We start from the raw sequence: 22195 nt of genomic DNA on the forward strand, positions 1-22195 counted from the left end.
AAAGAACGGCGACGACAAGGGAAGGCAGGTGGAGCCATGGAATGGAGCCGGGCCAAAACCATATTGATACTCACTTTTTTGACGCTGAATATGATTCTCGGCTTCCAGCTGTGGGCAACCAATATTTACAAGCAGATTGAGACGGCCTCCGACGCCTCGGGAACGGTGGAAGAGCTGAACCGGGTGCTGCGCAGCAAAAATATTCGCCTGACGGAAAATCTTCCGACAGACGTTCCGCAGATCAGGGTCATCACGGTGAAATTCGATGAGAATATGAAGCCGAACGAGAAAAAGCCGGTCAAAACGCCTTTGACCAGAGCCAACATCCTCGGCAAAGGAATCACCAAGGAAGTTCAGGCGAGCTTAGGGATTCCGCATTTTGAGATGTACCAGCTCGATTCGGTCACGAGCAAGAACGGCGTGTACAGCTTCAATCAGACCTACGGGCAGCTGCCGATGTTCGACGTGAATGTGAAGCTGAACGAAGAAAATGGAGAAATTACCAGTTACCAACAAGCGTACGTTGAAGTAGAATCAGGGGTAGAACAAAAAGAGCAGAAGCTGATCTCGGCGCTGCAGGCCGTGCGCAGCCTGGTCGAGAACTATTTGAGCGAAGGCTCGATCATTACGGAAGTCCGGCTCGGCTACCACAGCCAGCCCTACAATTCGCAGACTCAGCCGATGTTCCCGCATTGGCGGGTGACGATCGATAATGGCGATATTTATTACTTGCAGGCGTTTAACGGCGCCGTAGAGCCTCCGCAAAAAGGCGCGGAAACGATGCCGTTCGGCCCGCAGGACGCGTCCGGCGGCAAGGATAGCAAGCAAGCCGGGGATAAGTCCGGGGAATAATTTTAACAAAGAGGTAATATAGAGGAGCAGAATCATGGGAGTAAGGTTTACGGTGCTGTCGAGCGGTTCGACGGGCAATGCGACGGTGGTGGATAACGGGGAAACCAAGCTGCTGATCGACGTAGGGTTCAGCGCCAAGAAGATGGAGCAGCTGATGAAAGAACGCGATTTGGCCGCGGGCGCAATCGATGCGATTCTCGTAACCCACGAGCATTCGGATCATATCAAAGGCTTGGGCGCGCTGGCCCGCAAATACGACCTGCCTATCTATGCCAACGAGAAAACTTGGGAAGAGCTGGACCGCCAAATCGGCGAAATCGCGGAAAACAACAAGCGGGTTATGGAGACGGGCGCCATGCTGGACTTTGGGACGCTGAAAGTGGAATCGTTCGGTATTTCCCACGATGCGGCCGAGCCGGTGGGCTACTGCTTCCATGAGGGCGAGCAGAAGCTGAGCGTGGTCACGGATTTGGGCTACATGAGCTCCAAGGTGAAGGAAAAGATTACGGATTCGGACGCGATGGTGCTGGAAACGAATCATGACGTGGAAATGCTGCGCATGGGCCACTATCCATGGAGCATCAAGCGGCGGATTCTTGGCGACAAAGGGCATTTATCCAACGAAGCCGCAGGGGAAGCGCTCTGTGACGTCATGTCGGGCAAAACCAAATCCGTATACATGGCGCACCTCAGCCGCGATCATAACTTAATGGATTTAGCCAGGCTGACGGTGAATAACATATTACAAGAGCGGGCTCCGGAGTCGCAGCTGCGGCTGATGGATACATATTTTGACCGGCCTACGAAATGGGAGTCCCTGGATTCGGAGTAGGCGCGAGCGCGGCGTCGAGCTCTATGGTTTTTTGCTGCAGTTCCTGCGCGGTAATGATGCCTTTGTCGATCAACACCTGAATAAGGGAGGAGAGCACGAGCGATTGGTGGTAATGGCTTTCCTTGAGATCAGCCAGCTTGCCGATCCAATTGATTTCATCTAAATGGGAATGAATTCGGTTCATGGGGCATTCTCCTTTTTCAGCTACTTTTTTCCCTAGCATTTGATTGAAAGATTTGATTTACTAATATTGTAGGCAGCATTTGATCGAAACATTCCTGTTTTTTGTAAAAAAGAGCATCGCCGTCAGCGGGGAGGGATCCGGTAATGAGTTTGTTTGATGATGATTTTTTTTCGACCAAAACCAAAAGGGAGCGCATCTCAAGGCCCAGGGGGTCGAATGTTTTTGCCGGGTTGACGGATCGAAAGCTGAATATCGTTCTCTTGGCCGGGCTGGGCGGTGCGCTGTTGATGCTTGTGGTGCTGTGGCTTGGAGGCTTTACTAGAGGCGAACAGGCGAGTCCGGCTGTGGCCGTCCCTGCGGCTGCGCAGGTAGAAACTCAACCTCAGGCGGTTAAGACCGAACCGGCGGTTGCGGCGATGGAAAAGGTGAAACCGGCTGTCGTCAGCGTAATCAGCATGAAGAAGGAAGACAAGGGTAGTACGGAAAGCGGTGTAGGGATCGGCTCGGGGGTTATTTTTGGACGGAACGGCGACAAGGTTCGCATTGTAACGAATCATCACGTCGTAGATAACGGCACGCAGTTCGAAATCGTCAACTCTCAGGGAGAGCACCGTAAAGCGACGCTGGTCGGCAAAGATCGAATCACCGATTTGGCTGTTCTGGAAGCGGATGGAAAGGATATCAAAGTCATTGCCGAATTCGGTGACTCTGATAAACTGCAGGCGGGAGAAACGGCGATTGCCGTCGGCAATCCGTTAGGGCTCGGTTTCTCGCCGACGGTGACGCAGGGCATTATTTCTTCCCCCAAACGGACGATTCCGGTATCGCTTTCGCGTGAAGGCGATTACGATTGGGAGATGGATGTCATCCAGACGGATGCGGCGATCAACCAGGGGAACAGCGGCGGCCCGCTCGTGAATATGGAAGGCAAAGTGATCGGCATCAACAGCATGAAGATCGCGGATATGGGTGTGGAAGGGCTCGGCTTCGCGATTCCGATCAACGCGGCGAAGCCGGTGCTGGACAGCTTGATTACCGAGCATAAGGTGAAGCGTCCGCTGCTGGGGGTTTCCACACAGGAGCTGCAGTCTTTTAGCGGAACGGATGTATTAAAGCTGCCGGCAGAGGTGAAAACTGGAGTTATCGTCTTCGAAGTGTCCGGACCTGCGAAGGATGCCGGGCTCAAAGCGCAGGATGTCATTGTGCAGCTGGACGACCGCAAAATTGACAGCACGATCACACTGCGCAAATATTTATATGGCGAGAAACACATTGGCGATAAAATCAACGTCACCTTTTACCGCGGCGGCAAGAAGCAGAACGTGACCCTCACGCTGGCTGAAGCGGGCGACAAATAGCAGGGAGCGGGCACTGTCCGTGATGGGCATTGGGTATGCACAAAAGCAACTCCGTCGGATAGACTCCTTGCGGGCCGGTTTCGACAGCAACTGCACGAAATAAGAAGTTTGTCCGATAAAGAGAGTGGAAGACTATAATAATCAGAATGACGGAGTCACACGCAGAAGCCATCGTCGGCAGAAATGCGACGAAAGGCAGCTCCGCCCGACAGATTTCGAGGATGAAAGAGGTACTTGCATGTATGTAGTTTGTAAAGATCATTTGGAAATCGCGATCGATCAATTCGTGGATGAGTATGAAGAAGCGCCGGACATCGTCGATCTGCAGAAAACGCAATTCGCCCAGTGGGAGGCCCCGGAGCATTGCGAGCATTGCAAGGAAAAAGCGCGGTTTCTGGTTGTATGAGGAGGGCGAAAGCCCTCCTTTTTTCCATGTGAGGCGCGGGAAGTCGGCCCCAGTTCCTGAGGGAACTGGAAATTCATTCAAAACCCCGATTGTGAACTACTATACGAGGGAGGAACGGGCATGCATATACAAGTACTTGCCGTAGGGAAGTTGAAAGAACGCTATCTCACGGACGGGATCGCGGAATACGTAAAGCGCCTTGGCCCTTATGCCAAGGTGCAATTGGTGGAGGTGCCTGACGAGAAGGCACCGGAGAATATGAGCCCTGCTGAGGAACAGCAGGTGCGGGTGAAAGAGGGCGAGCGGCTGCTGGCCAAGCTCGGCCCGGATGTGTACGTCGTGGCGCTGGCCATCGACGGCGAGATGTGGACGAGCGAGCAGCTGGCAAGCTCGCTCGACAAGCTGGCCACCTACGGGCGCAGCCAGGTGGCCTTCGTCATCGGCGGCTCCCTCGGCCTCTCGGACGAGGTGATCCGCCGGGCGGACATGCGGCTGTCCTTCGGCCGCATGACGCTCCCGCACCAGCTGATGCGGCTGGTGCTGGTGGAACAGATTTATCGCGCCATGCGGATAAATCGGGGGGAACCGTATCATAAATGACGCAAATGTTCGTGAATGCTTTAGAGCAGCCCCAACCAACTTATAACCTGGATTCAATACTACGTTTATTTTTCGTGTCGCTCACAGGATATGTGCTAATATGGGATTGTAATGGAATTCGGGTATAAAGTGAGGTGAGGAAGTGCATGATCCAAGCAGTTAAGAACATAAGAAATAGCTCCCTGTCATGGAAGCTACTTTTCGGCTTAAAGCTCATTTTTGATTTAGCTTTAACCGGTGTTTTTTATTTTGAACATTCTTTTACGATTTTTTGGAAACTTGGCATTGTTGTGATTTCACTGTTGATGTTCCTTTGGATTAATTTATTTTATTTCAATAGGAAGAGACGGCAGAATTGGCTTCTTCACGTTCTCCTCATCGATTTCCTGGTATCGGCTGCTTATGGCTATGTTTATATAAGTAGCGAATTCCCGAATCATTTATTCATAGGGATTACCGCCCTGGCGATTCAAATGGTAATCAAGAGCACTCGGATGCTGGTCATTACCTGTGTCTTGCTGCTTGCTGTGTATGTTTTAACGATGGGCAGTATGGATTGGTATTTATACCATCAGCTCGATAAAAGCGGCTATTTTGTTTCCTGTTCGTTTATTATATTCGCGGGTATCGTAAGTGCTGTTATCCAGTATTATCAACGCGCTCGGGAGAGTGCAATGCAGCTGCATGCCATGTTGATGCAGTCTCATGAGCAGCTGCAGGAGTATGCGCTTCAAACGGAAGAGTGGGCAGCGACCAGGGAAAGAGTGCGCATTGCACGGGATATCCACGATACGGTAGGCCATAAATTAACGTCATTATTGGTTCAAATGCAGTTGGGCCGCAAGCTGAGCGGGTTGGATTCCACACGTAGTCAGCAAATTTACCTAGATTGTGAAGAGTTAATCAAATCGTCCCTTCAGGAGATCCGGCTGTCGGTAAGGGCCATCAGAGATGAACCTGCGGGGGGCATATCCCTGCATGACAGCCTCGAAAAGTTGAGTACCGAGTTTACAAAATTGACCGGCGTACAAACCACTTTTGAAAAAAAGGGAGTTCCCGTGGATCTGCCCCGCAACCTCCAGTTAATGGCTTATCGCATGGTTCAGGAATCCCTTACAAATGCGCAGAAGCACGGGCATGCCAAAAATGTGAACGTGTCATTGGTCTATTCGGAGAGCGGATTTTCGCTGAGCATACGTAATGACGGGGTGGTTCCTGATGAACTGAAGCCGGGTTTTGGTTTAATCGGATTGCAGGAAAGGGCGAGGGAGTGGAATGGGGAGGTACGATTTAACCTGGATCGGAACGAAGGATTTGCTGTCGAAGGGGCATTTCCCTATTCTGCAGTGGAAAGGGAGCGTGTCCAGTATTGAAAATTTTGATCGTAGATGACCAGCGGCTCATGAGAGAGGGTCTGGCTGCTCTAATCGCTCTTGAACCGGGTATGGAAGTGGTTGGAACGGCAGTTGACGGGAGAGATGCCTATGCCAAAGCGCTGGAATGGCGGCCGGACGTGGTGCTGATGGATATCCGAATGCCGGGAATGGACGGCATCGAAGGAACCCAGTTGATCTTAAAGCATTTACCTGAGACAAAGATCCTAATTCTGACAACCTTCGATGACGTGGAGTTAATTATGCGGGTTTTGGAAAAAGGCGTCCATGGCTATTTGTTGAAGGATATGCCATCCGAGGCGATCGTCAGTGCCATTCAAACAGTTTATAACGGAGGAACGGTGCTTCAATCCGATTTAACGTCCATGCTACTGAATGAGTTTAAAAAAATGTCGAAATCGAACATGGATAAACGAGATTCCCTCAGCACAGAATCTGTCACTTTAGCGGCTCTGACCGAACGTGAGAATGAGATCCTCGCTTTATTGGGTCAGGGGTTAAATAATAAAGAGATTGCAGGAATACTTGTCATCACGGAAGGCACAGTGAAAAACCACGTTTCAAACCTCATAGCCAAGCTTGGTCTGCGAGACAGAACACAGGCTGCACTCTTTGCAGTCCGTCATCAAGCATTCATCCAATAAGGGCATGACTTTTGGCATAGAGCATGAGATCCATCATGCTTTAGCGCACAAACGTTCTGCCCTTTTCTTTGTAAATTCATGACTTTTCACAGCTTTGCCCATTTCCAATTCCAGCTAGAATTAAATTACAAGAAGGAAATCAAAAAAACTAAAAGAGGAGTTTACCAAGATGAAAAAAATTAAAATCACTTACTGGATCATTACGGCTTGCACGCTAATAGGATTCGTAATCAGTGCCTTCAATGAGATTAGTCATTCGCCTAAAACTTTCATGGAAACTACGCAACTTCTTGGCTACCCGGCTTACTTCCTGACTCTTCTTGGAGTGGCAAAAATTATTGGCATCATTGTTCTGCTGGTCCCTAAATATTACAGGGTGAAAGAGTGGGCGTATGCCGGCCTGACTATAGATTGTATTTCTGCTTTTTGGTCCGAGATGGCTGTCGGCAATCCCATGGGAAGTATAAAGTCAGTCGTGGTCTTTACATTCGTTATGTTGTCATATTTTCTGCTGCTGAAAATGGAGAGAAGCATGAACGAAAGCCGTGAGAAAGGGGTAATGGCGACCAACATTCAACCCAAAGTCTTCTGAAGAACGTTGGGGACCGCCATGATATTAAACAACGGGAGTGTGAAACATATAAGCCTCTATTCCAAATGACGGAATAGAGGCTTTATATGTTTGCTTGCTCCCTCCAGGCTACGAATTAAAATGCGGCAATCGGTGAAGGATCTGCAATGTGGACATCCAGTAACACCGTTTGATGATCTGAATACATTTCGCGCAAGGCATCCGGTAAAGCCTGGAGTTGTTGAACTTTGATGCCTTTGATACCGTATGCGTTGGCCAACATGGAAAAGTCGGGGTTGGTGAGTTCCACTCCATAGGGGTTTAAACCCGCCGCGATCATTTTGTTTTTTTCAGAAGCAAGCGTGCCATTATTCGCAACGATGGGTTGATGTCGAGGATACATAAGGAAAACGCTCCCCATCCCAGGTCCGCACTATTTTCGGAATGAAGACGTACAGCGCAAGGAAGCCCTGGTATTACCGAAAAATGTTATGTACACGACAGCTGTGGAACCCAAATTTACTGAGCATTTGACCCAACACATTGGGTTAATGATTGTCATCACGACAACTGTCGGCAAATTAGTAGGTACTTTGAATGATGTTTTCATGGATCACGTAGCTCTTGTAGTTCATGGAAAAATGCATCACATTCGATTAAGTGTAATCGTTTATTTTGAAAAAGCAGATGAGAACTAAGCAATGACGAGAGCCGGAATACCCTGAAGTGACCCCAAGTTCGGTATTTCACAGGGCTCATGCCGTTTAATTTTTGCTTTTATCCGTTTGTAAATGGCTTCCGATGGGCCGTTTTATCAATTCCCACGCTTATCAGCATTTATCCATCGCAAGCTTCGTGGACCTGACATTTATATGTATATGGAAGCTTTTCGGCGAGAGGTGATATTGCTTAGTGTATCCCAAAAAATTAGCTTCCTTGTGAAAATCAATCCTAGATTAGGGAGCTGAGAGAATGACCAGTGGATTAAAAGTTACAACTTCAAGAAGAGTATCTGCCACTACACAAAGAAGGGTAAGGAGATTGGCTCGAGTCTTGGCAGGTAGCGTAGTTGTAGTTCGCACATTAATTGGATCATTTACAGGCTGTTTGTTGAGCGTAGGGCCAAATGGGGTACGTTTGCGGATTTATAGCGGAGTTGATCGGACATTTAACACGATTGAAATTCCGTTTGCTCTCATTACAGATGTTTTCAGCTTTCCTTGCTCTCAAAATCGCCGGTAATGCTTCTCATTACGAATGAATGGTTCGATAATCATTGTCGAATCGGCGGAGAATTGAAAGGAGTGCGGAGCAAAAAAGCAGTGTTACATTAATCAACTGGATTTCTAGGAGCTTGTCGCGGCGCGACAGCTCCTTTTGTGTTTTTAGCCGATAGACCCGTTAAGCTGAGCCCTATCACAAATGAGGCGAATTTTTATGATAAACAGGGAAGCCCAAAAACCAGGGGTCGCTCTTAAGGATTCCGTCTATACATTTTAAGTAGAAATTGCCGATACAGAGAAAGCAGTGCGCCACCTCGTATCTGGTGTATAATGCAAGAAGGGAAACTTCCGCATCGACGGTGGCATGACGAAGGAGATATTATGACATTTGAACAATTGAAACTGATTCCCCCCATTCTTAAAGCGCTGGCCAAGGAAAATTATACACAGCCCACTCCCATTCAGGAGCAGGCAATTCCGCCGGTGCTGGCGGGCCGTGATTTGTTTGGCTGCGCTCAGACGGGGACCGGCAAGACAGCGGCGTTCTTGCTGCCAATTATCCAACTACTGAGCGCGCAGCAGGGGCGACCGAGCGGCAAGCGCGTCATTCGTTCGCTGATCCTGACGCCTACGCGAGAGCTGGCCATTCAGATATCCGACAACTTTAAATCTTACGGACGCTTTTCGAATCTGCGAAGTGCCGTGATTTTAGGCGGCGTCTCGCAAAAAGCACAGGAGCAGGCGCTGGAGCAAGGCATGGACGTTCTGATAGCGACGCCGGGCCGACTAATCGACCTGATGAACCAAGGGTTCGCCGATCTGCGTCACGTGCAGATTCTCGTGCTGGATGAAGCAGACCGCATGCTAGATATGGGCTTCATTCACGACATGAGAAGGATTATCGCCAAGTTACCTGCCAAACGACAGACGCTGTTCTTTTCGGCGACGATGCCGCCCGAGATCACGTCTCTGGTAGACTCGCTGCTGACGAATCCAATGAAAATCGAAATTACGCCCGTTTCCTCGACGGCGGAGCGGATCAAGCAGACACTCTACTTTGTGGACAAGCCGAATAAGCTGCCGCTGTTGATCGACCTGCTACAAGACAAGTCGATCGAGACCGCGCTTGTGTTTACCCGTACGAAGCATGGCGCGGACAGGCTGGTGAGGGGCTTGACGAAGGCGAAGATTACCGCGCAGGCGATTCACGGCGATAAGTCGCAGAACGCCCGCCAAGCTGCACTGAATAACTTCAAGCAAGGTGTGACTCGCATGCTGGTGGCGACAGACATTGCGGCCCGAGGCATCGACATTGAGGAGCTGTCGCACGTCATTAACTACAATTTGCCGAATATCCCGGAGACGTATGTGCATCGGATCGGCCGCACCGGACGAGCGGGATTAAGCGGGATAGCGATTTCGTTTTGCGAGTACGAGGAGATTCCTTATCTGAAAGATATCGAGAAGCTGACCAAGCAGAAGATTCCGGTGATTGGGGATCACCCGTATCCGATGACAATTAATGAATCGACTCCGACGGCAGTTAGGGAGATCAGAACCAGCGTCACATCTTCCGAGGATTGTGTCACCCGCGGCCATCGCGAAGGCGCTAATCGAAACGACTCTGCCGGCAGAAAAGGAGCCTTCGGAGGTTCCGGCCGTCGCTGGAGACGGCGGTCCTAAATCAACATCTTTTTAAAGAACTAGTGCGGGTCATGACGACCGCGACAAGCAGGAGCATAGGCAGTTTTAATAATGGGTTATACCAATAAGGAATTAATAATAAAAAGGGAGTGAATGTACATGATACAAATAACGATTCCAACACCGGATGTCACCATATACAAACAGAAAGACCCTCAGTTAAGCAATATTTATGGGTTTACGGATTTTCACCTGATTTCAAGAGATAAAGCGGGGATTTTTATGTTTTACAATGATCGGGATGATCTCCTATTCGTTGGCAAAGCACGAAAGCTAAGACCCCGAATCAAAAAACATTTTGAAGATACAGTATCCATCATGAAAAATTACAGGGGCGAAGTTACCAAAATCGAGGTTTGTATTGTCGAGGACCCCGTTCATAGAGAAATTTATGAAACATTTATTATTAATGAACTCAAGGCCAGATACAATATAGATAAAGTGTTATACAAATAAGGAGAAATGATACGTAAAACAAATTTGAGCCCCTCCTAATCGGGCTCTTTGTTAATTAGTGCGAGGTATCCTCTTTGTGAGCCCGGCAAGTTGTTTATGGCATGGAGTGCATTAAAGGTTAGTTAGAGAAAATGAATATACAGGAATCGAATAACTTCCAGAGGACAGGAAATCGTTTAAATGACAATTCATAATAAACAACGTTACCGATTTAGTGAAGCACCTATATGGAATATTCAGAGAGAATATTATGAACAAGAAGGATTGAAGGCTTGGAACAACGACCAAGTTCCTCAATATATCACGTGCAATCCAATGATCGCTGCGGCCTATGCAGAAATGATATTCGGCTTTCTTCAAGACCGGGCAAATAAGGAAGATAGCTCAGAGCCTGTTCTTATTGTGGAGCTTGGAGCAGGAGCGGGGCGTTTTGCTTTCCATGTGTTACACGAGTTATGTCAGTTGATTGACTATGCAGGGATAACGTTACCTTCGTTTCGATATATCATGACGGATTTGGCGATGAACAATGTGTTGGCATGGAGGGATCATCCAGCTCTACAAGCTTTTATTGCCAAAGGAATACTCGATTTTGCACGATTTGATGCTGTTCATGACACGGTTCTGAATTTGATTGTATCAGACGCAACCATTAGTAAAGGAGATTTAAAACAGCCTTTTGTCATTGTAGCTAACTACTTTTTTGATAGTATTCCGCAAGAGCTGCTTTATGTGGCAGAAGGCAAAATTTACGAAGCCGACGTTTTCATCGAGTATCCTAAACTTAAGGATTCACTTAAACCATCAGAATTACTTGATCAAATATCTTTACATTATAAGCATCGGCGGGCGCCGGAGTATGAGCAAGAAACTTATCCTTATCGTGATGTCATTGCCATATATCAGGAACAATTGGAAGATTCGCATTTTTTATTTCCAGTCGCCGGATTAACTTGTTTAGAACGTTTGAACCAGTTGTCGCAGGAGGGATTTCTATTAATAACAGCAGACAAAGGGGATCATTTACTTGAAAACTGGAAATTCGCGGAACCACCGGAATTGATCCTACATGGAAGTTTTTCTTTAACAGCAAACTACCATGCGATTCAGCAAGTTATGGAACAGAGCGGAGCCCTCGCGTTATTTCCCCCGCATCATTATAAAAATATAAATATTGGTTGTATTATCAATATGGATACACCGATGGACTACTTGCAGACAAGATTAGCTTATCGTCGATTTATTGAGCGCTTTGGTCCGGACGAATTTTTTAGCTTGAAGGAATGGGTAGACCTCAATCTAGATAGCATGGAACTTCAGCAAATATTAAGTTTTTGGCGTTTAGGTGGATATGACGCGGAGTTCTTCATTCAGAGCACGAAGCAGGTTTCTAGCCTGTTACTAGATGCAAATGATGAGGAAAAGCAGGATATTTTTCGGGGTATACAGCTTATGTGGGCGTCGTACTACGTAATGGAGCAGCGTTATGACATCGCACTTGAGGCTGGATTGTTACTGTTTGAGATGGAAATGTACGGGGACTCCAAACGGTTTTTAGAAATATCAATACATGAAGATCAAGAGAAGATCGTATCCACTGTATATTATTGTCTGGCTATTTGTTGCTTTGAGTTAGAATTAGAAGAAGATGCTTTGAATTACACTAGAATGTTATTAAAGCATGAGCCTGATCATGAAGAAGCACTGGAGTTGTTACACAGATTTGAGTCAGAATAGTTCCGCCATCGGAATGTTACGATAAAGAGTCTTAGAACTTATTTGCGTGATTTTATTGCTATGAGAACAGAAGAAATTGGGAATAACGTTCTGAAGCAAGATGAGGGATATCAAGAATTATCTAAAGAACTTCAATCCTTATTAAAAGAGGTTTTTAAGTATGTTCCAATAGACCAACACCCTATACTATTTTCTTATGAAGAGAAAGAACAAGCTCAATTGGCACTAGTCATTGAAATTATGTACAGGCAAGGATTGATAGATGGAGTATTCTTAAATCGAAGATTGTCAGTAGTGATGGAAAATGAGGATAAATTCTAAACCATACATAAGAGTTTTTTGAAGGTTATTCGAAAAGGATATCGGTATTATAAAAAACCAAGCCGCGGCGGATTTTCGCCGATAGACCCGTTAAGCTGAACCGTATCACAAGTGACGGCTAAAAATTAGTAGTAATTATAAATGTCGTCGGATAAATGGATAACATGTAGAAAGTAGGAATTTTTTATTTGTTGTCCATCTAGATATTATTGAATCAGCGTCTGGAACATTGAGTCGCGCAATGTCCAAAAGAAATCACATTGTGTTTGGTCGGAGGGGCTCTGGGAAGACAAGTCTGCTACTGAAGGCTAAAAGAGCATATAAAATAGGAGCTGCCGACGCAGCTCCTTCTAAATGTTATATAGCCAGCACAATTCAGGTCTCAGGGAAATTCAAATTTACAATATATAATTCCGATCCTTCATTTGCTGTAGGTCTGTTTATAGAAACACCTTTACTATTAACCTGAGCTGTATAATAATCACCATGATTAAAAGTTGTTATTAGACCTTTTTTCTTTGCGGGGACTTTAAGATTAAATGTGTTGGCATATTGATAACTGTTCTGGATCTCGTATCCGAAGGTGGCTTTAAAAGCTTTAGTAAACTCTGCGGTTGCAGATATACTGATTTTTGTCGTGTGATTCCTTGTAATTGCTGTAGACATACTTTGCTCGGCATCGGTGTTATTAGCCATAAAAGTATTAGTGAAGTCATAGTCCACAGTTCCCGCATAGCCGAAATTAAACTTGTTGTCTGCTGCTGCGAATGATAACGGCGTAGATTTTGAGGCTAGTGTTTTCGGGTGTCGTTGTTCCTGGAATTTTAATGCTTTTTCGTTGTCATCAAAGTAGAATACAGGAACTTGTTGCCCATTAACTGTAATATATTCCGTTTTATCTGGTTGTACTTGCTGAGTTAAATTCGAAGTCTGAGCAAATGCGGATGCAGGAATTGCAACTGCACTAGCTACAATTGATGCACTGATAAGACTTTTAAACAATAGCTTTTTCATTATACTATCTTCTCCTTTTCTTTTTCCATTTCTTACATAATAAATCGTACTATAATTTCAATAATATGTAAATATTTATTTAATTTTCCTTAATAGACTTAATAGTCCAATAGATAAAAAAGCTATTCCTGAAAACTGATATGACTGTATAAATGATTGGAGTAACGTTTGGTATGTTGAAGAATCGACATCACTTATTTTAGAATTTAAAATATAAAGTCCAAAAGCTTCTCTCCCCATTTCGGTACTATGCATAACCATCCAATATCCTCTAGCAGCTAAAAGAATTGATACGACCTTAAAGAACCAGTCAATGTACTGCTTAAAATTGTTTTGATTATTTATCATTCAATTATCCTCCAATTATTATAAATCCCGACTCCCTAGCGGTGTGCTGACAAACATGTAAGTACAACCTTACGCATACTATCCTCCCCCACTTGTGGTGTTATCTGATATAGTTTACCAGATTAAGGAATATTTTTCTATATGGCTAGTTTTATAGATTGGGTTCAGGAAAATTTCCCTTACCGATGGTACTCCTTAGAATCTTCTTTTTTGGATAGCGGTTTATTTACTAATGTCCTTTTGTGTATATATGGAGCGCATGCTTCATAACCTCAACATCAGATCGAAGGACACCGTCAGATCGCGATTGGGGAGATTTGGAACGCTTAGGGCAAGCTTGTTTGTAGGCTACTAGCGATGCCTCCAGATGAACTTCTCGGGGCATCCATATATACGATATTATGAAGTTGCAGCTCTGGTAATCCAAGCCTTTAGTTGATATACTGAAATGGCATCTGTCATATCCTCTTGTTGTATTGTAGGACTTACAACAATACAGGATTTTCAGATGCTTTTCCACGTTCATCTTCGTTTCATGCTAGTTTGAATTCCTCAACTGCTTATTTCGGCTTTGAGCTGAGTTTTCACGGCAAATAAATTTGGCGATATATCCTTGGTGCTTGATGATAGTACTGAGCTGAAAAAATAAAAAAATCAATGGGGGATACGAAGTGATTACATCCGAAGAGATTAAACGCAGATTATGGGACGGGGCGAATGAACTGCGTGGTTCAATGGATGCCAGCCGTTACAAAGATTATATGCTTGGGTTGATGTTCTACAAGTTTTTGAGTGATAAGACGTTAGAAGCATTCAAAGAGAGCAGCGGTTTAGGAAATATGACTGAATCCGAATTGGTTAAGGCGTACACAGAGGCAAAAGCAGAATACGGCGAACAGCTTGATAAATTGCTTCAAATTGCGCTAGGTTATTATGTTGCGCCTGAGCATCTCTATCAGACTTGGTTAAAAGACATCAATTCAGGAGATTTTGAAGTTCAAAAAGTAACGGATAGCTTGAATAACTTCGAGCGTACGATTGCCGTGTCTGGCGATTCGGATGACTTCAAAGGGTTGTTCTCAAGCTCTACGCTTGATTTAACGGATACTGCTTTAGGCAGCAGCTTAAACGAACGTAGCAAAAGTGTCAAGGCACTGATTTTGCTGTTTGCAGACTTGAACATGGTGGCATTGCAAAAAGGCGATGTATTGGGTGATGCGTATGAGTATCTCATCGGTCAGTTTGCGATGGAGTCAGGGAAGAAGGCAGGCGAGTTCTACACACCGCGACAAGTCAGTGAAGTCATGGCACAAATTGCGGCGAAAACGCCAGGTATCAAGTCAATCTATGACCCGACTGTCGGTTCGGGATCGCTGCTTTTAACGGTTAAGAAGCATCTGAATAAAGATGTTCAGGAGAATTTGAGCTATTACGGACAAGAAAAAAATACAGCAACCTATAACTTGACTCGTATGAACTTGCTGCTTCATGGTGTTCGTCCAGAAAAGATGACGATTAAAAATGGCGATACACTTACTCATGACTGGCCAGAGGACCCAGAACGTCCAAATGAAGGCGTGCAATTTGAGGCGGTGGTGATGAATCCACCCTACTCTGCAAAGAATTGGAACAAAGCAGGGTTAAAGGTCAGCGACCCTCGGTTTGAAGATGCCGGGGTGTTGCCACCAGACTCTAAAGGGGATTATGCATTTCTTTTACACGGATTATTCCACTTAGGTCAAGACGGCACGATGGCGATTGTTTTGCCTCACGGAGTTCTGTTCCGTGGTTCATCTGAAGGAGAAATTCGTAAACGATTGATTGATAAAAACCGTATTGATACCATCATCGGCTTGCCAAGCAATTTATTTACCAATACAGGTATCCCGGTAGTTATAATCATTTTGAAGAAGAACCGAAACATCGGCGAACCAGTCTTAATCATTGATGCTTCTCGCAGCTATATTAAAGTTGGGAAACAAAACGTCCTGCAAGAAAAAGACATCGCTAAAATTGTTGATACGTATGTTGAACGTAGAGAAGAGGAAGGGTATAGTCATTTAGCAACTCGTGAGGAAATACTTGACAATCAGTATAACCTGAATATTCCTCGCTATATTGAGGCGATTGACGAAGAAATTCCTCATGATGTGGATGCTCACCTCCTTGGCGGGATTCCTCGAAACAACATTGACGACTTGAAGATTTTGCAGTCTATCGTGTCAGATGTTTTGGGACAATCTTTGCGAGAAATTCGTGACGGCTATGTTGAGCTTACGAAATCGGTAGATGAAATTTCTATGGAGATATTGAGCGACTCGCGCATTGTTGAAAAGTCGAAGGAAATCGAAAGCAAAGCTAAGGCCTATATTGAGAAATACTGGGCGATTTTGCGAAACGTAGCTAATACGACCAATTTGACTCAACTAATGGACGAAATGCTTGTTGAAATCAAGGTGATTTTATCGGGGTTCGAATATATGGATATTTATGACGGCTATCAGATTGTGGCTGAAATTTGGAAGAATGCATTGACACATGATACGGAAATCATTGCGTTAAGTGATTTCTATACAGCAGGACGCACTCGCGAGCCCAATATGGTAACTAAAGGAACTGGCGATAAAAAACGTGAGGAGCAAGACGGCTGGGTTGGCAGTATTGTACCCAATGATTTGATTGCGAAACGTTTATATCGTGATGAGTTGGCAGAAATCGAATCAAAAAATATTTGCATTCAAGAGATTGAAACAGAGCTGTCAGACTTGGTTGAGGCTGCAAAAGTTGAAGACAGCGATGAAGCCAATGCTTTAGGCGAAATCTTGAATGAAACCGGGGAAGCCTTTGAAAACAAATTAGTCAAAGCAGAGTTGAAGAAGGCGAGCAAGGGAACGGTTGAATATAACCTACTGAGTAAAGTTGAGAAGTTATTTGCTGATAAAGCAGCGCTGAGCAAAGCCATGAAAGAAGATGAAAAAGCACTCAAAGAAGCTGTGCAGGAACGTATCCTAACGTTGACCAACGAAGAAATCGACAACTTGATGTATGAAAAATGGTTCGGCAACACCGTGGATGCTATTGTTGGATTAGTAGAGAAGCCGCTAAAAACGGAATTGAGCACGCTGCAAATGTTGAACAATCGCTATGCCGATACGTTGTCAGCGATTGATAAAGAAAGTCGTGGCCTAGAATCAGCGTTTGAAGCCTTGATGAGTGAAATGGTGGCGGGATAATGACAGAACAAACAAATTTAGTGCCAAAGAGGCGATTTAAGGAGTTTCAAAATACTCAAGCTTGGGAACAGCGTAAGTTTGTGGATATGTTTGATTACTCCATACCAAACAATACTCTTTCAAGAGCTGAGTTGAACTATGATATTGGCGTGATTAAGAGTGTTCATTATGGCGATATCCTTGTCAAATATGGTGCTGTAACGGATGTAGTAAAAGATGAAATACCGTATATCACTAATGGGGATATTAGGAAGTACAAGAGCCATTTGCTTAAGAATGGAGATGTTATAATAGCTGACACGGCAGAAGACGAAACCGTTGGAAAAGCTACTGAAATAGCGGGAATAGGCAATGATTATGTGGTATCAGGATTGCATACCATAGTGTGCAGACCAAAGGCAAATATGCAGGAAAACTATTTAGGCTACTATATGAACTCTTCGGCATATCACAGGCAATTACTGCCTTTAATGCAAGGTGTAAAAGTCTTAGCAATAAGCAGGTCAAATCTTGCGAAAACTACTGTTTTGTATCCTGTTTCAAGGGAGGAACAACGTAATATCGGTAAGCTTTTCGCCCATCTCGATAACCTTATCACCCTTCATCAGCGTAAGTTAGAAAAGACAAAAGCATTAAAATCTGCTTATCTTTCTGAAATGTTTCCCGCTGAAGGTGAGCGCGTGCCAAAACGGAGATTTGCCGGGTTTACTCAAGCTTGGGAACAAGAGAAGCTATCAGAAGTAACGGATGTTTATGACGGAACGCATCAAACTCCTGACTATAAGAACGAAGGAATAATGTTTCTTTCGGTTGAAAATATCAAAACACTTCAATCTGAAAAATACATTTCAAAAGAGGCATTTGAAAATGAGTTCAAGGTTCGTCCAGAAAAAGGAGACATTTTAATGACCCGTATTGGAGACATTGGGACTGCAAATGTAGTTGAATCTGACGAACCTATTGGCTATTACGTAAGCCTTGCTCTGCTGAAGAAAAAGAAACTTAATCCATATTTCTTACGAGCAAGTATCCATTCGCCAGCTATGAAAAATGAAATTTATAAACGAACTTTACACATTGCGTTTCCTAAAAAGATTAACAAGAATGAAGTGGAAGATGTTCCGATTCGCTTTCCAAGTAATGCAGAACAAACCAAGATTGGGGACTTTTTTAAGAGCCTTGACCATCTCATCGCCCTTCATCAGCGTAAGTTAGAAAAACTACAAAATATTAAAAAAGCATACCTAAATGAAATGTTTGTTTAGAGGGGGGGGCGTAAGTCATGAGCAATGCACCCAAAAGTGCGGCAGAGAAAACGTTTCAAGAGAATTTTGTTAAAGAACTAGAAAAATATAAATGGAAAGCGCCCGACTTCTTGAATGGAAATATTCAAAAGGTAACCGTTGCTGATTTGGTTACTCACTGGCGTGGCGAACTCAACCGGATTAATGCCGACCAACTGGAGGGTGTGGAATTAACGGATAACGAGTTCAGACAAGTGATGGCAAAAGTTAATCGGATCAGCAACAGCTACGAGGCAGCAAAGATTCTAGCCATTGAAGAATCCAAAGGAAAGATTGATGGCATTTACCGTGATGACAACCCAAAAGTCACAAGAAAGCAAATCACATTGACCATTTTTAAAAAAGCCGAAGTGCGCGGCGGAGACTCATGCTATAAGATTGCTAGAGAAGTACAGACGCCAAACAATAACCGTTTTGATATTGTCTTACTGATCAACGGCCTGCCTTTAATCAATATCGAGCAAAAGCGTACGGACAAAACGCTGGACGAGGCATTTGGACAGTTTATACGCTACTATCGTGACGGCGAATACAGTAATAACTTCATGGCATTTTCGCAGATGATGGTCATCACTTCTGAAATTGCCACTCGATATTTTGCTACTCCCAAAACAGCAGGCGATTTTAACCCGAGCTTCGTCTTTCATTGGTCAGATAAAGACAACAAACCGATTAACAACTGGCAAAAAGTAGTGGAGCATTTTTTGATGATTCCAATGGCTCATCAAATGGTGGGCGATTACTTGGTGATTGATGAAGCGAAAGACGAAGAAAACAGGCGTCATATGCTGATGCGTCCATATCAAGTGTATGCCCTTCAATCTGTCGAAGGTGCTGCTTTTGGTTGGGACAATGATGAAAAAGTTCCACATGGCGGATTTGTTTGGCATACAACTGGCTCAGGGAAGACCATCACGAGTTTTAAGACCGCTTTGTTTTTATCGACTAGAGTAGGATTTGACAAAGTTGTCTTCCTTGTTGATCGACGTGAGCTAGACAATCGTACCAGTGAAAACTTCAAAGCGTATGCTGCTTACGAGTCTGTTTCCGTTGATGATACGAAGCACACCTACCAGCTAAAAAAGATACTTAAGTCAGCTAAAAATGGAATTGTGGTAACGACAACCTTCAAACTGAATGCTTTAGTTAAGGAACTGGAAGAAGCTCACGATCAAAGTTTAGCAGACAAGAAAATCGTTTTTATCATCGATGAAGCTCACCGTACGACAATGGGTCAGATGATGGGAACCATTAAGAGATATTTCAAGAAAAATGGACTTTTCTATGGCTTTACCGGAACACCTTTATTTGATGAAAATAAGATCAAAGGAAAGGTCGATGAAAAAAGCGAAGTCATCAATACAACTGAAAAGCTATTTGGACCCAAGTTGCATCAATATACGATTGACGAGGCGATTGCCGATAAAAACGTATTAGGTTTTCACGTTGACTATATCAACACGGGAGAGTTCAAGAGCTACGATGATTTAAGAGAGCAACTGGCTGAGAAGATCAAGGAAGAACATCCTGAAATGACGGATAGAGAAATCGAACGCCAAGTTCAAGAAATGTCAGAGGCTGAGGTTGAAAAGCAAGCTCAAAAACGAGGATTGCTTACATACCAAGATGAAACGCATATCCCTCGTGTAGTTGAAGAAATTCTAAGTAACTGGGACTCACAATCACAAGGTAGAGAATTTAATGCGATTTTAACAGTGGCCTATAAAAGCCGCGTGATTGCTTATTATGATGAGTTCAAGAAACAACTGACAGATCGCGGGAAAAAGTTAAACGTTGCTATGACGTTTAGCTTCGATAACGAAAATGATCCTACGCCAATAGACCCTAAAATTGTAAAAGGTATGTTTAAGGACTACGCTGCATTTACGGGTATTGAGTTTGTTGCTGGCGATAAAAAACATGGCGAGGATGCTTACTTTGAAGATGTCGTGGAGCGTGCCACTCGAGGCGGTAGCGGACGAAATCCCAAGAATATAGACCTCGTGATTGTGGCAGACCAACTACTGACAGGTTATGACTCTAAGCGTCTTAATACGCTTTATGTTGACCGTTCGCTTGAGCTTCAAGGTTTGATTCAGGCTTATTCACGAACAAATCGTGTGTTTGGCTCAAATAAAGAGTTTGGAACGATTATCAACTTCCAATATCCACGGCTTACCGAACAAATCGTAGATCAAGCTTTGAAGCTGTATGGAAGCGGCGGTAAGAGCAGTAAGGCCATTGTTGATACCTATGAAACTGCTGTAAAAAAATTAGCGGTAAAAGTTGCTGGCCTGATTCCGACTTTACCTGATCCTACTGAATGGCAGACAATTGAGCATGATGAAGAGAAAAAAGAAGCATTTATACTTGCTTTTAAAAATGCTGCCGAACAGCTAAATTTAGTAGAGCAATACTATGAATTTAAGTGGAATGATGTAGCTTTTGGTATGGATGAGCACACTTGGTTGCAGTATGTCGGTGCATATAAAAACTTAACTTGGAAGCCAGGCACTCCACCTCCGCCAGCACTGATTATTCCACTTGTTGGAAAAACAAAGCTAGCGGGAACACAAGTCATCGATGCGAATCATATTCTTAGTCTGATTGGTTCAAAAATTACCTCACCGAACGGCGTACAAACGGTGGATAGCGAAACGCTTCGTATTATTTACGAACAAATTCAAGAGTTGAGTAATATGGGGGAATACGAGCAAGCACAGCTATTGAAGGAATTTGTGGATACGGAGCTTGTGCCTGGTAACTTGTCAAGCGGTCTGAACTTTGATGAGGCGTTTGAAGTTTGGAAAGCAAGCAAGCTGCAGAATGCGGTGATTGATTTTTGTGTGGAGTGGGGACTAGATCGTGATTTACTTGGCAAATCAGTGAATTCATATTCTATTTTACAGCCTGATGTTATTCCTTACATCAATGAGCTCATTAGCAGCGTTGATTTTAGTAAGGCGACTAATCAAACGGCAGGCAGCTTGTTAAGACATAATATGACGCTAACTACCAAACTTCCAGCGTGGATTGCTGAAATCAAGCAAAAATATAGTTAACTTGATGGTAGCTTTGAAGTGACGGTGAAAACAAATAATAACCAGTAAAAACAGAATATGTTTAATTATAAGAGTCGAGGAGATACATTCCTTGGCTTTTTTAACTTTCACTCGGTAACAGCACAAACTTGAGGACGTTGTGCAAATTACTATGGTCAATTGCCAACACCCGAAAGCTATACAGACAATGCGAACGACCACATTTTAGTTCAAGGAAAGGTTGGTATGATGGAGTGTTTCCAAAGTTCGTAGATAATAACATTAGTCGAACCGATGTAAAAACAATAGTTTAGGATTCAATGAGGTTGATATTACTTTTCAATTTTAATAATCCTGTTCTCGCGTTCAAATTCATCGATGTGTTGCTCGATGAGATATTCAATTTGCATGGCAATGGAACGTTTGTTTTTATCCGCAATGATTTTGATTTTCTCAAAATTTTCTTCTTCTAATCGTAAGGTAAAGACCCGTTTATTTGTGGCCATAAAAACCAATACCCCTTCAAAGTGATGTCAATATTATACCAATATGAATGGAATGGATATACGATCACGTTGACATCTAAGTGAAATCACCTTACAATGTTTAATATCAAGCATTCACTTTGATGTCACTTTTGGAGGGGAAGTGTTGGGTTTGATAAAGAGTCTTAGAACTTATTTGCGTGATTTTATTGCTATGAGAACAGATGAAATTGGGAATAACGTTCTGAAGCAAGATGAGGGATATCAAGAATTATCTAAAGAACTTCAATCCTTATTAAAAGAGATTTTTAAGTATGTTCCAATAGACCAACACCCCATACTATTTTCTTATGAAGAGAAAGAACAAGCACAATTGGCACTAGTCATTGAAATTATGTACAGGCAAGGATTGATAGATGGAGTATGCTTAAATCGAAGACTGTCAGTAGCGATGGAAAATGAGGATAAATTCTAAACAGATAAGAGAT

The 22195-nt window shown here is 44.0% G+C and carries 22 protein-coding genes; 17 read left to right on the forward strand and 5 right to left on the reverse strand.

Translation table 11 applies throughout. From position 1 onward, the window contains the following. Window positions 1-36: 36 nt before the first annotated feature. Both yycI and AC6RNO_RS03780 read left to right on the forward strand, forming a co-directional pair. Window positions 37-852: a two-component system regulatory protein YycI gene (yycI, locus tag AC6RNO_RS03775; protein WP_474682331.1), complete on the forward strand. Its 816-nt coding sequence runs from the start codon at window positions 37-39 to the stop codon at window positions 850-852. Between the two features lie 34 nt (window positions 853-886). Continuing rightward, on the forward strand, window positions 887-1684 hold the full coding sequence (locus AC6RNO_RS03780) for an MBL fold metallo-hydrolase (protein WP_474682332.1): 798 nt from the start codon (window positions 887-889) through the stop codon (window positions 1682-1684). Here AC6RNO_RS03780 and AC6RNO_RS03785 read toward each other — a convergent pair. Then, complete coding sequence (locus AC6RNO_RS03785) at window positions 1653-1868, reverse strand: hypothetical protein (RefSeq protein WP_474682333.1); 216 nt, start codon at window positions 1866-1868, stop codon at window positions 1653-1655. The genes AC6RNO_RS03780 and AC6RNO_RS03785 overlap by 32 nt on opposite strands. 143 nt (window positions 1869-2011) lie before the next feature. On the opposite strand from AC6RNO_RS03785, the gene AC6RNO_RS03790 reads away from it, so the two are divergent. The 6 genes from AC6RNO_RS03790 (at window position 2012) to AC6RNO_RS03815 (ending at window position 6862) form a co-directional block, all read left to right on the forward strand. Continuing rightward, a complete protein-coding gene (locus AC6RNO_RS03790; RefSeq protein WP_474682334.1) occupies window positions 2012-3226 on the forward strand; it encodes a S1C family serine protease in 1215 nt (404 codons plus the stop codon). A 238-nt stretch (window positions 3227-3464) separates the two neighbouring features. Beyond that, window positions 3465-3632, forward strand: a complete 168-nt coding sequence (locus tag AC6RNO_RS03795; RefSeq protein ID WP_497104671.1) for a CxxH/CxxC protein — start codon at window positions 3465-3467, stop codon at window positions 3630-3632. A gap of 120 nt (window positions 3633-3752) precedes the next feature. Then, the gene (rlmH, locus tag AC6RNO_RS03800; RefSeq protein ID WP_474682336.1) at window positions 3753-4232 is read left to right on the forward strand and encodes a 23S rRNA (pseudouridine(1915)-N(3))-methyltransferase RlmH; all 480 of its coding nucleotides are present in this window, start codon (window positions 3753-3755) and stop codon (window positions 4230-4232) included. Window positions 4233-4378: 146 nt separating this feature from the next. Continuing rightward, window positions 4379-5605, forward strand: coding sequence for a histidine kinase (locus tag AC6RNO_RS03805; RefSeq protein WP_497104672.1), 1227 nt, complete (start codon window positions 4379-4381; stop codon window positions 5603-5605). After that, window positions 5602-6270, forward strand: a complete 669-nt coding sequence (locus AC6RNO_RS03810; RefSeq protein WP_497104673.1) for a response regulator — start codon at window positions 5602-5604, stop codon at window positions 6268-6270. Before AC6RNO_RS03805 ends, AC6RNO_RS03810 begins: the two co-directional genes overlap by 4 nt. 169 nt (window positions 6271-6439) lie before the next feature. Beyond that, a complete protein-coding gene (locus AC6RNO_RS03815) occupies window positions 6440-6862 on the forward strand; it encodes a DoxX family protein (RefSeq protein ID WP_497104674.1) in 423 nt (140 codons plus the stop codon). Between the two features lie 115 nt (window positions 6863-6977). On the opposite strand, the gene AC6RNO_RS03820 is transcribed toward AC6RNO_RS03815, so the two are convergent. Continuing rightward, window positions 6978-7244 carry a thiamine pyrophosphate-dependent enzyme gene (locus tag AC6RNO_RS03820; RefSeq protein WP_497104675.1) on the reverse strand — a complete coding sequence of 89 codons (267 nt, stop codon included), beginning with the start codon at window positions 7242-7244 and terminating at the stop codon, window positions 6978-6980. A gap of 88 nt (window positions 7245-7332) precedes the next feature. Between AC6RNO_RS03820 and AC6RNO_RS03825 the strand changes: the two genes are divergently transcribed. The 5 genes from AC6RNO_RS03825 (at window position 7333) to AC6RNO_RS03845 (ending at window position 12282) form a co-directional block, all read left to right on the forward strand. Then, window positions 7333-7539, forward strand: a complete 207-nt coding sequence (locus AC6RNO_RS03825) for a DUF2642 domain-containing protein (protein ID WP_497104676.1) — start codon at window positions 7333-7335, stop codon at window positions 7537-7539. Window positions 7540-8445: 906 nt separating this feature from the next. Continuing rightward, a complete protein-coding gene (locus AC6RNO_RS03830) occupies window positions 8446-9747 on the forward strand; it encodes a DEAD/DEAH box helicase (RefSeq protein ID WP_497104677.1) in 1302 nt (433 codons plus the stop codon). A gap of 120 nt (window positions 9748-9867) precedes the next feature. Then, window positions 9868-10224, forward strand: a complete 357-nt coding sequence (locus AC6RNO_RS03835; protein ID WP_497104678.1) for a GIY-YIG nuclease family protein — start codon at window positions 9868-9870, stop codon at window positions 10222-10224. Window positions 10225-10404: 180 nt separating this feature from the next. Further along, window positions 10405-11961, forward strand: a complete 1557-nt coding sequence (locus tag AC6RNO_RS03840) for a tetratricopeptide repeat protein (protein ID WP_497104679.1) — start codon at window positions 10405-10407, stop codon at window positions 11959-11961. Window positions 11962-12003: 42 nt separating this feature from the next. Then, window positions 12004-12282, forward strand: a complete 279-nt coding sequence (locus AC6RNO_RS03845; protein WP_497104680.1) for a hypothetical protein — start codon at window positions 12004-12006, stop codon at window positions 12280-12282. A 375-nt stretch (window positions 12283-12657) separates the two neighbouring features. Here the strand turns inward: AC6RNO_RS03845 and AC6RNO_RS03850 are convergent, their stop codons facing one another. Next, window positions 12658-13296 (reverse strand): hypothetical protein, encoded by a 639-nt coding sequence (locus AC6RNO_RS03850; RefSeq protein ID WP_497104681.1) that lies wholly within the window; start codon window positions 13294-13296, stop codon window positions 12658-12660. A gap of 75 nt (window positions 13297-13371) precedes the next feature. Then, a complete protein-coding gene (locus tag AC6RNO_RS03855; RefSeq protein ID WP_497104682.1) occupies window positions 13372-13644 on the reverse strand; it encodes a hypothetical protein in 273 nt (90 codons plus the stop codon). Window positions 13645-14315: 671 nt separating this feature from the next. Here AC6RNO_RS03855 and AC6RNO_RS03860 point away from each other — a divergent pair. The 3 genes from AC6RNO_RS03860 to AC6RNO_RS03870 are packed head-to-tail and all read left to right on the forward strand — an operon-like array spanning window position 14316 to window position 21243. Then, window positions 14316-16877 (forward strand): type I restriction-modification system subunit M, encoded by a 2562-nt coding sequence (locus AC6RNO_RS03860; RefSeq protein WP_497104683.1) that lies wholly within the window; start codon window positions 14316-14318, stop codon window positions 16875-16877. Next, window positions 16877-18142, forward strand: a complete 1266-nt coding sequence (locus AC6RNO_RS03865; protein ID WP_497104684.1) for a restriction endonuclease subunit S — start codon at window positions 16877-16879, stop codon at window positions 18140-18142. Before AC6RNO_RS03860 ends, AC6RNO_RS03865 begins: the two co-directional genes overlap by 1 nt. Before the next feature lie 17 nt (window positions 18143-18159). After that, on the forward strand, window positions 18160-21243 hold the full coding sequence (locus tag AC6RNO_RS03870) for a type I restriction endonuclease subunit R, EcoR124 family (protein ID WP_497104685.1): 3084 nt from the start codon (window positions 18160-18162) through the stop codon (window positions 21241-21243). A gap of 311 nt (window positions 21244-21554) precedes the next feature. On the opposite strand, the gene AC6RNO_RS03875 is transcribed toward AC6RNO_RS03870, so the two are convergent. Next, window positions 21555-21728: an Arc family DNA-binding protein gene (locus AC6RNO_RS03875; RefSeq protein WP_497104686.1), complete on the reverse strand. Its 174-nt coding sequence runs from the start codon at window positions 21726-21728 to the stop codon at window positions 21555-21557. A 145-nt stretch (window positions 21729-21873) separates the two neighbouring features. Here AC6RNO_RS03875 and AC6RNO_RS03880 point away from each other — a divergent pair, with 145 nt between their 5' ends. Further along, window positions 21874-22182, forward strand: coding sequence for a hypothetical protein (locus tag AC6RNO_RS03880; protein ID WP_497104687.1), 309 nt, complete (start codon window positions 21874-21876; stop codon window positions 22180-22182). Window positions 22183-22195: the final 13 nt, after the last annotated feature.

The organism is Paenibacillus sp. sgz302190 (assembly GCF_059820445.1).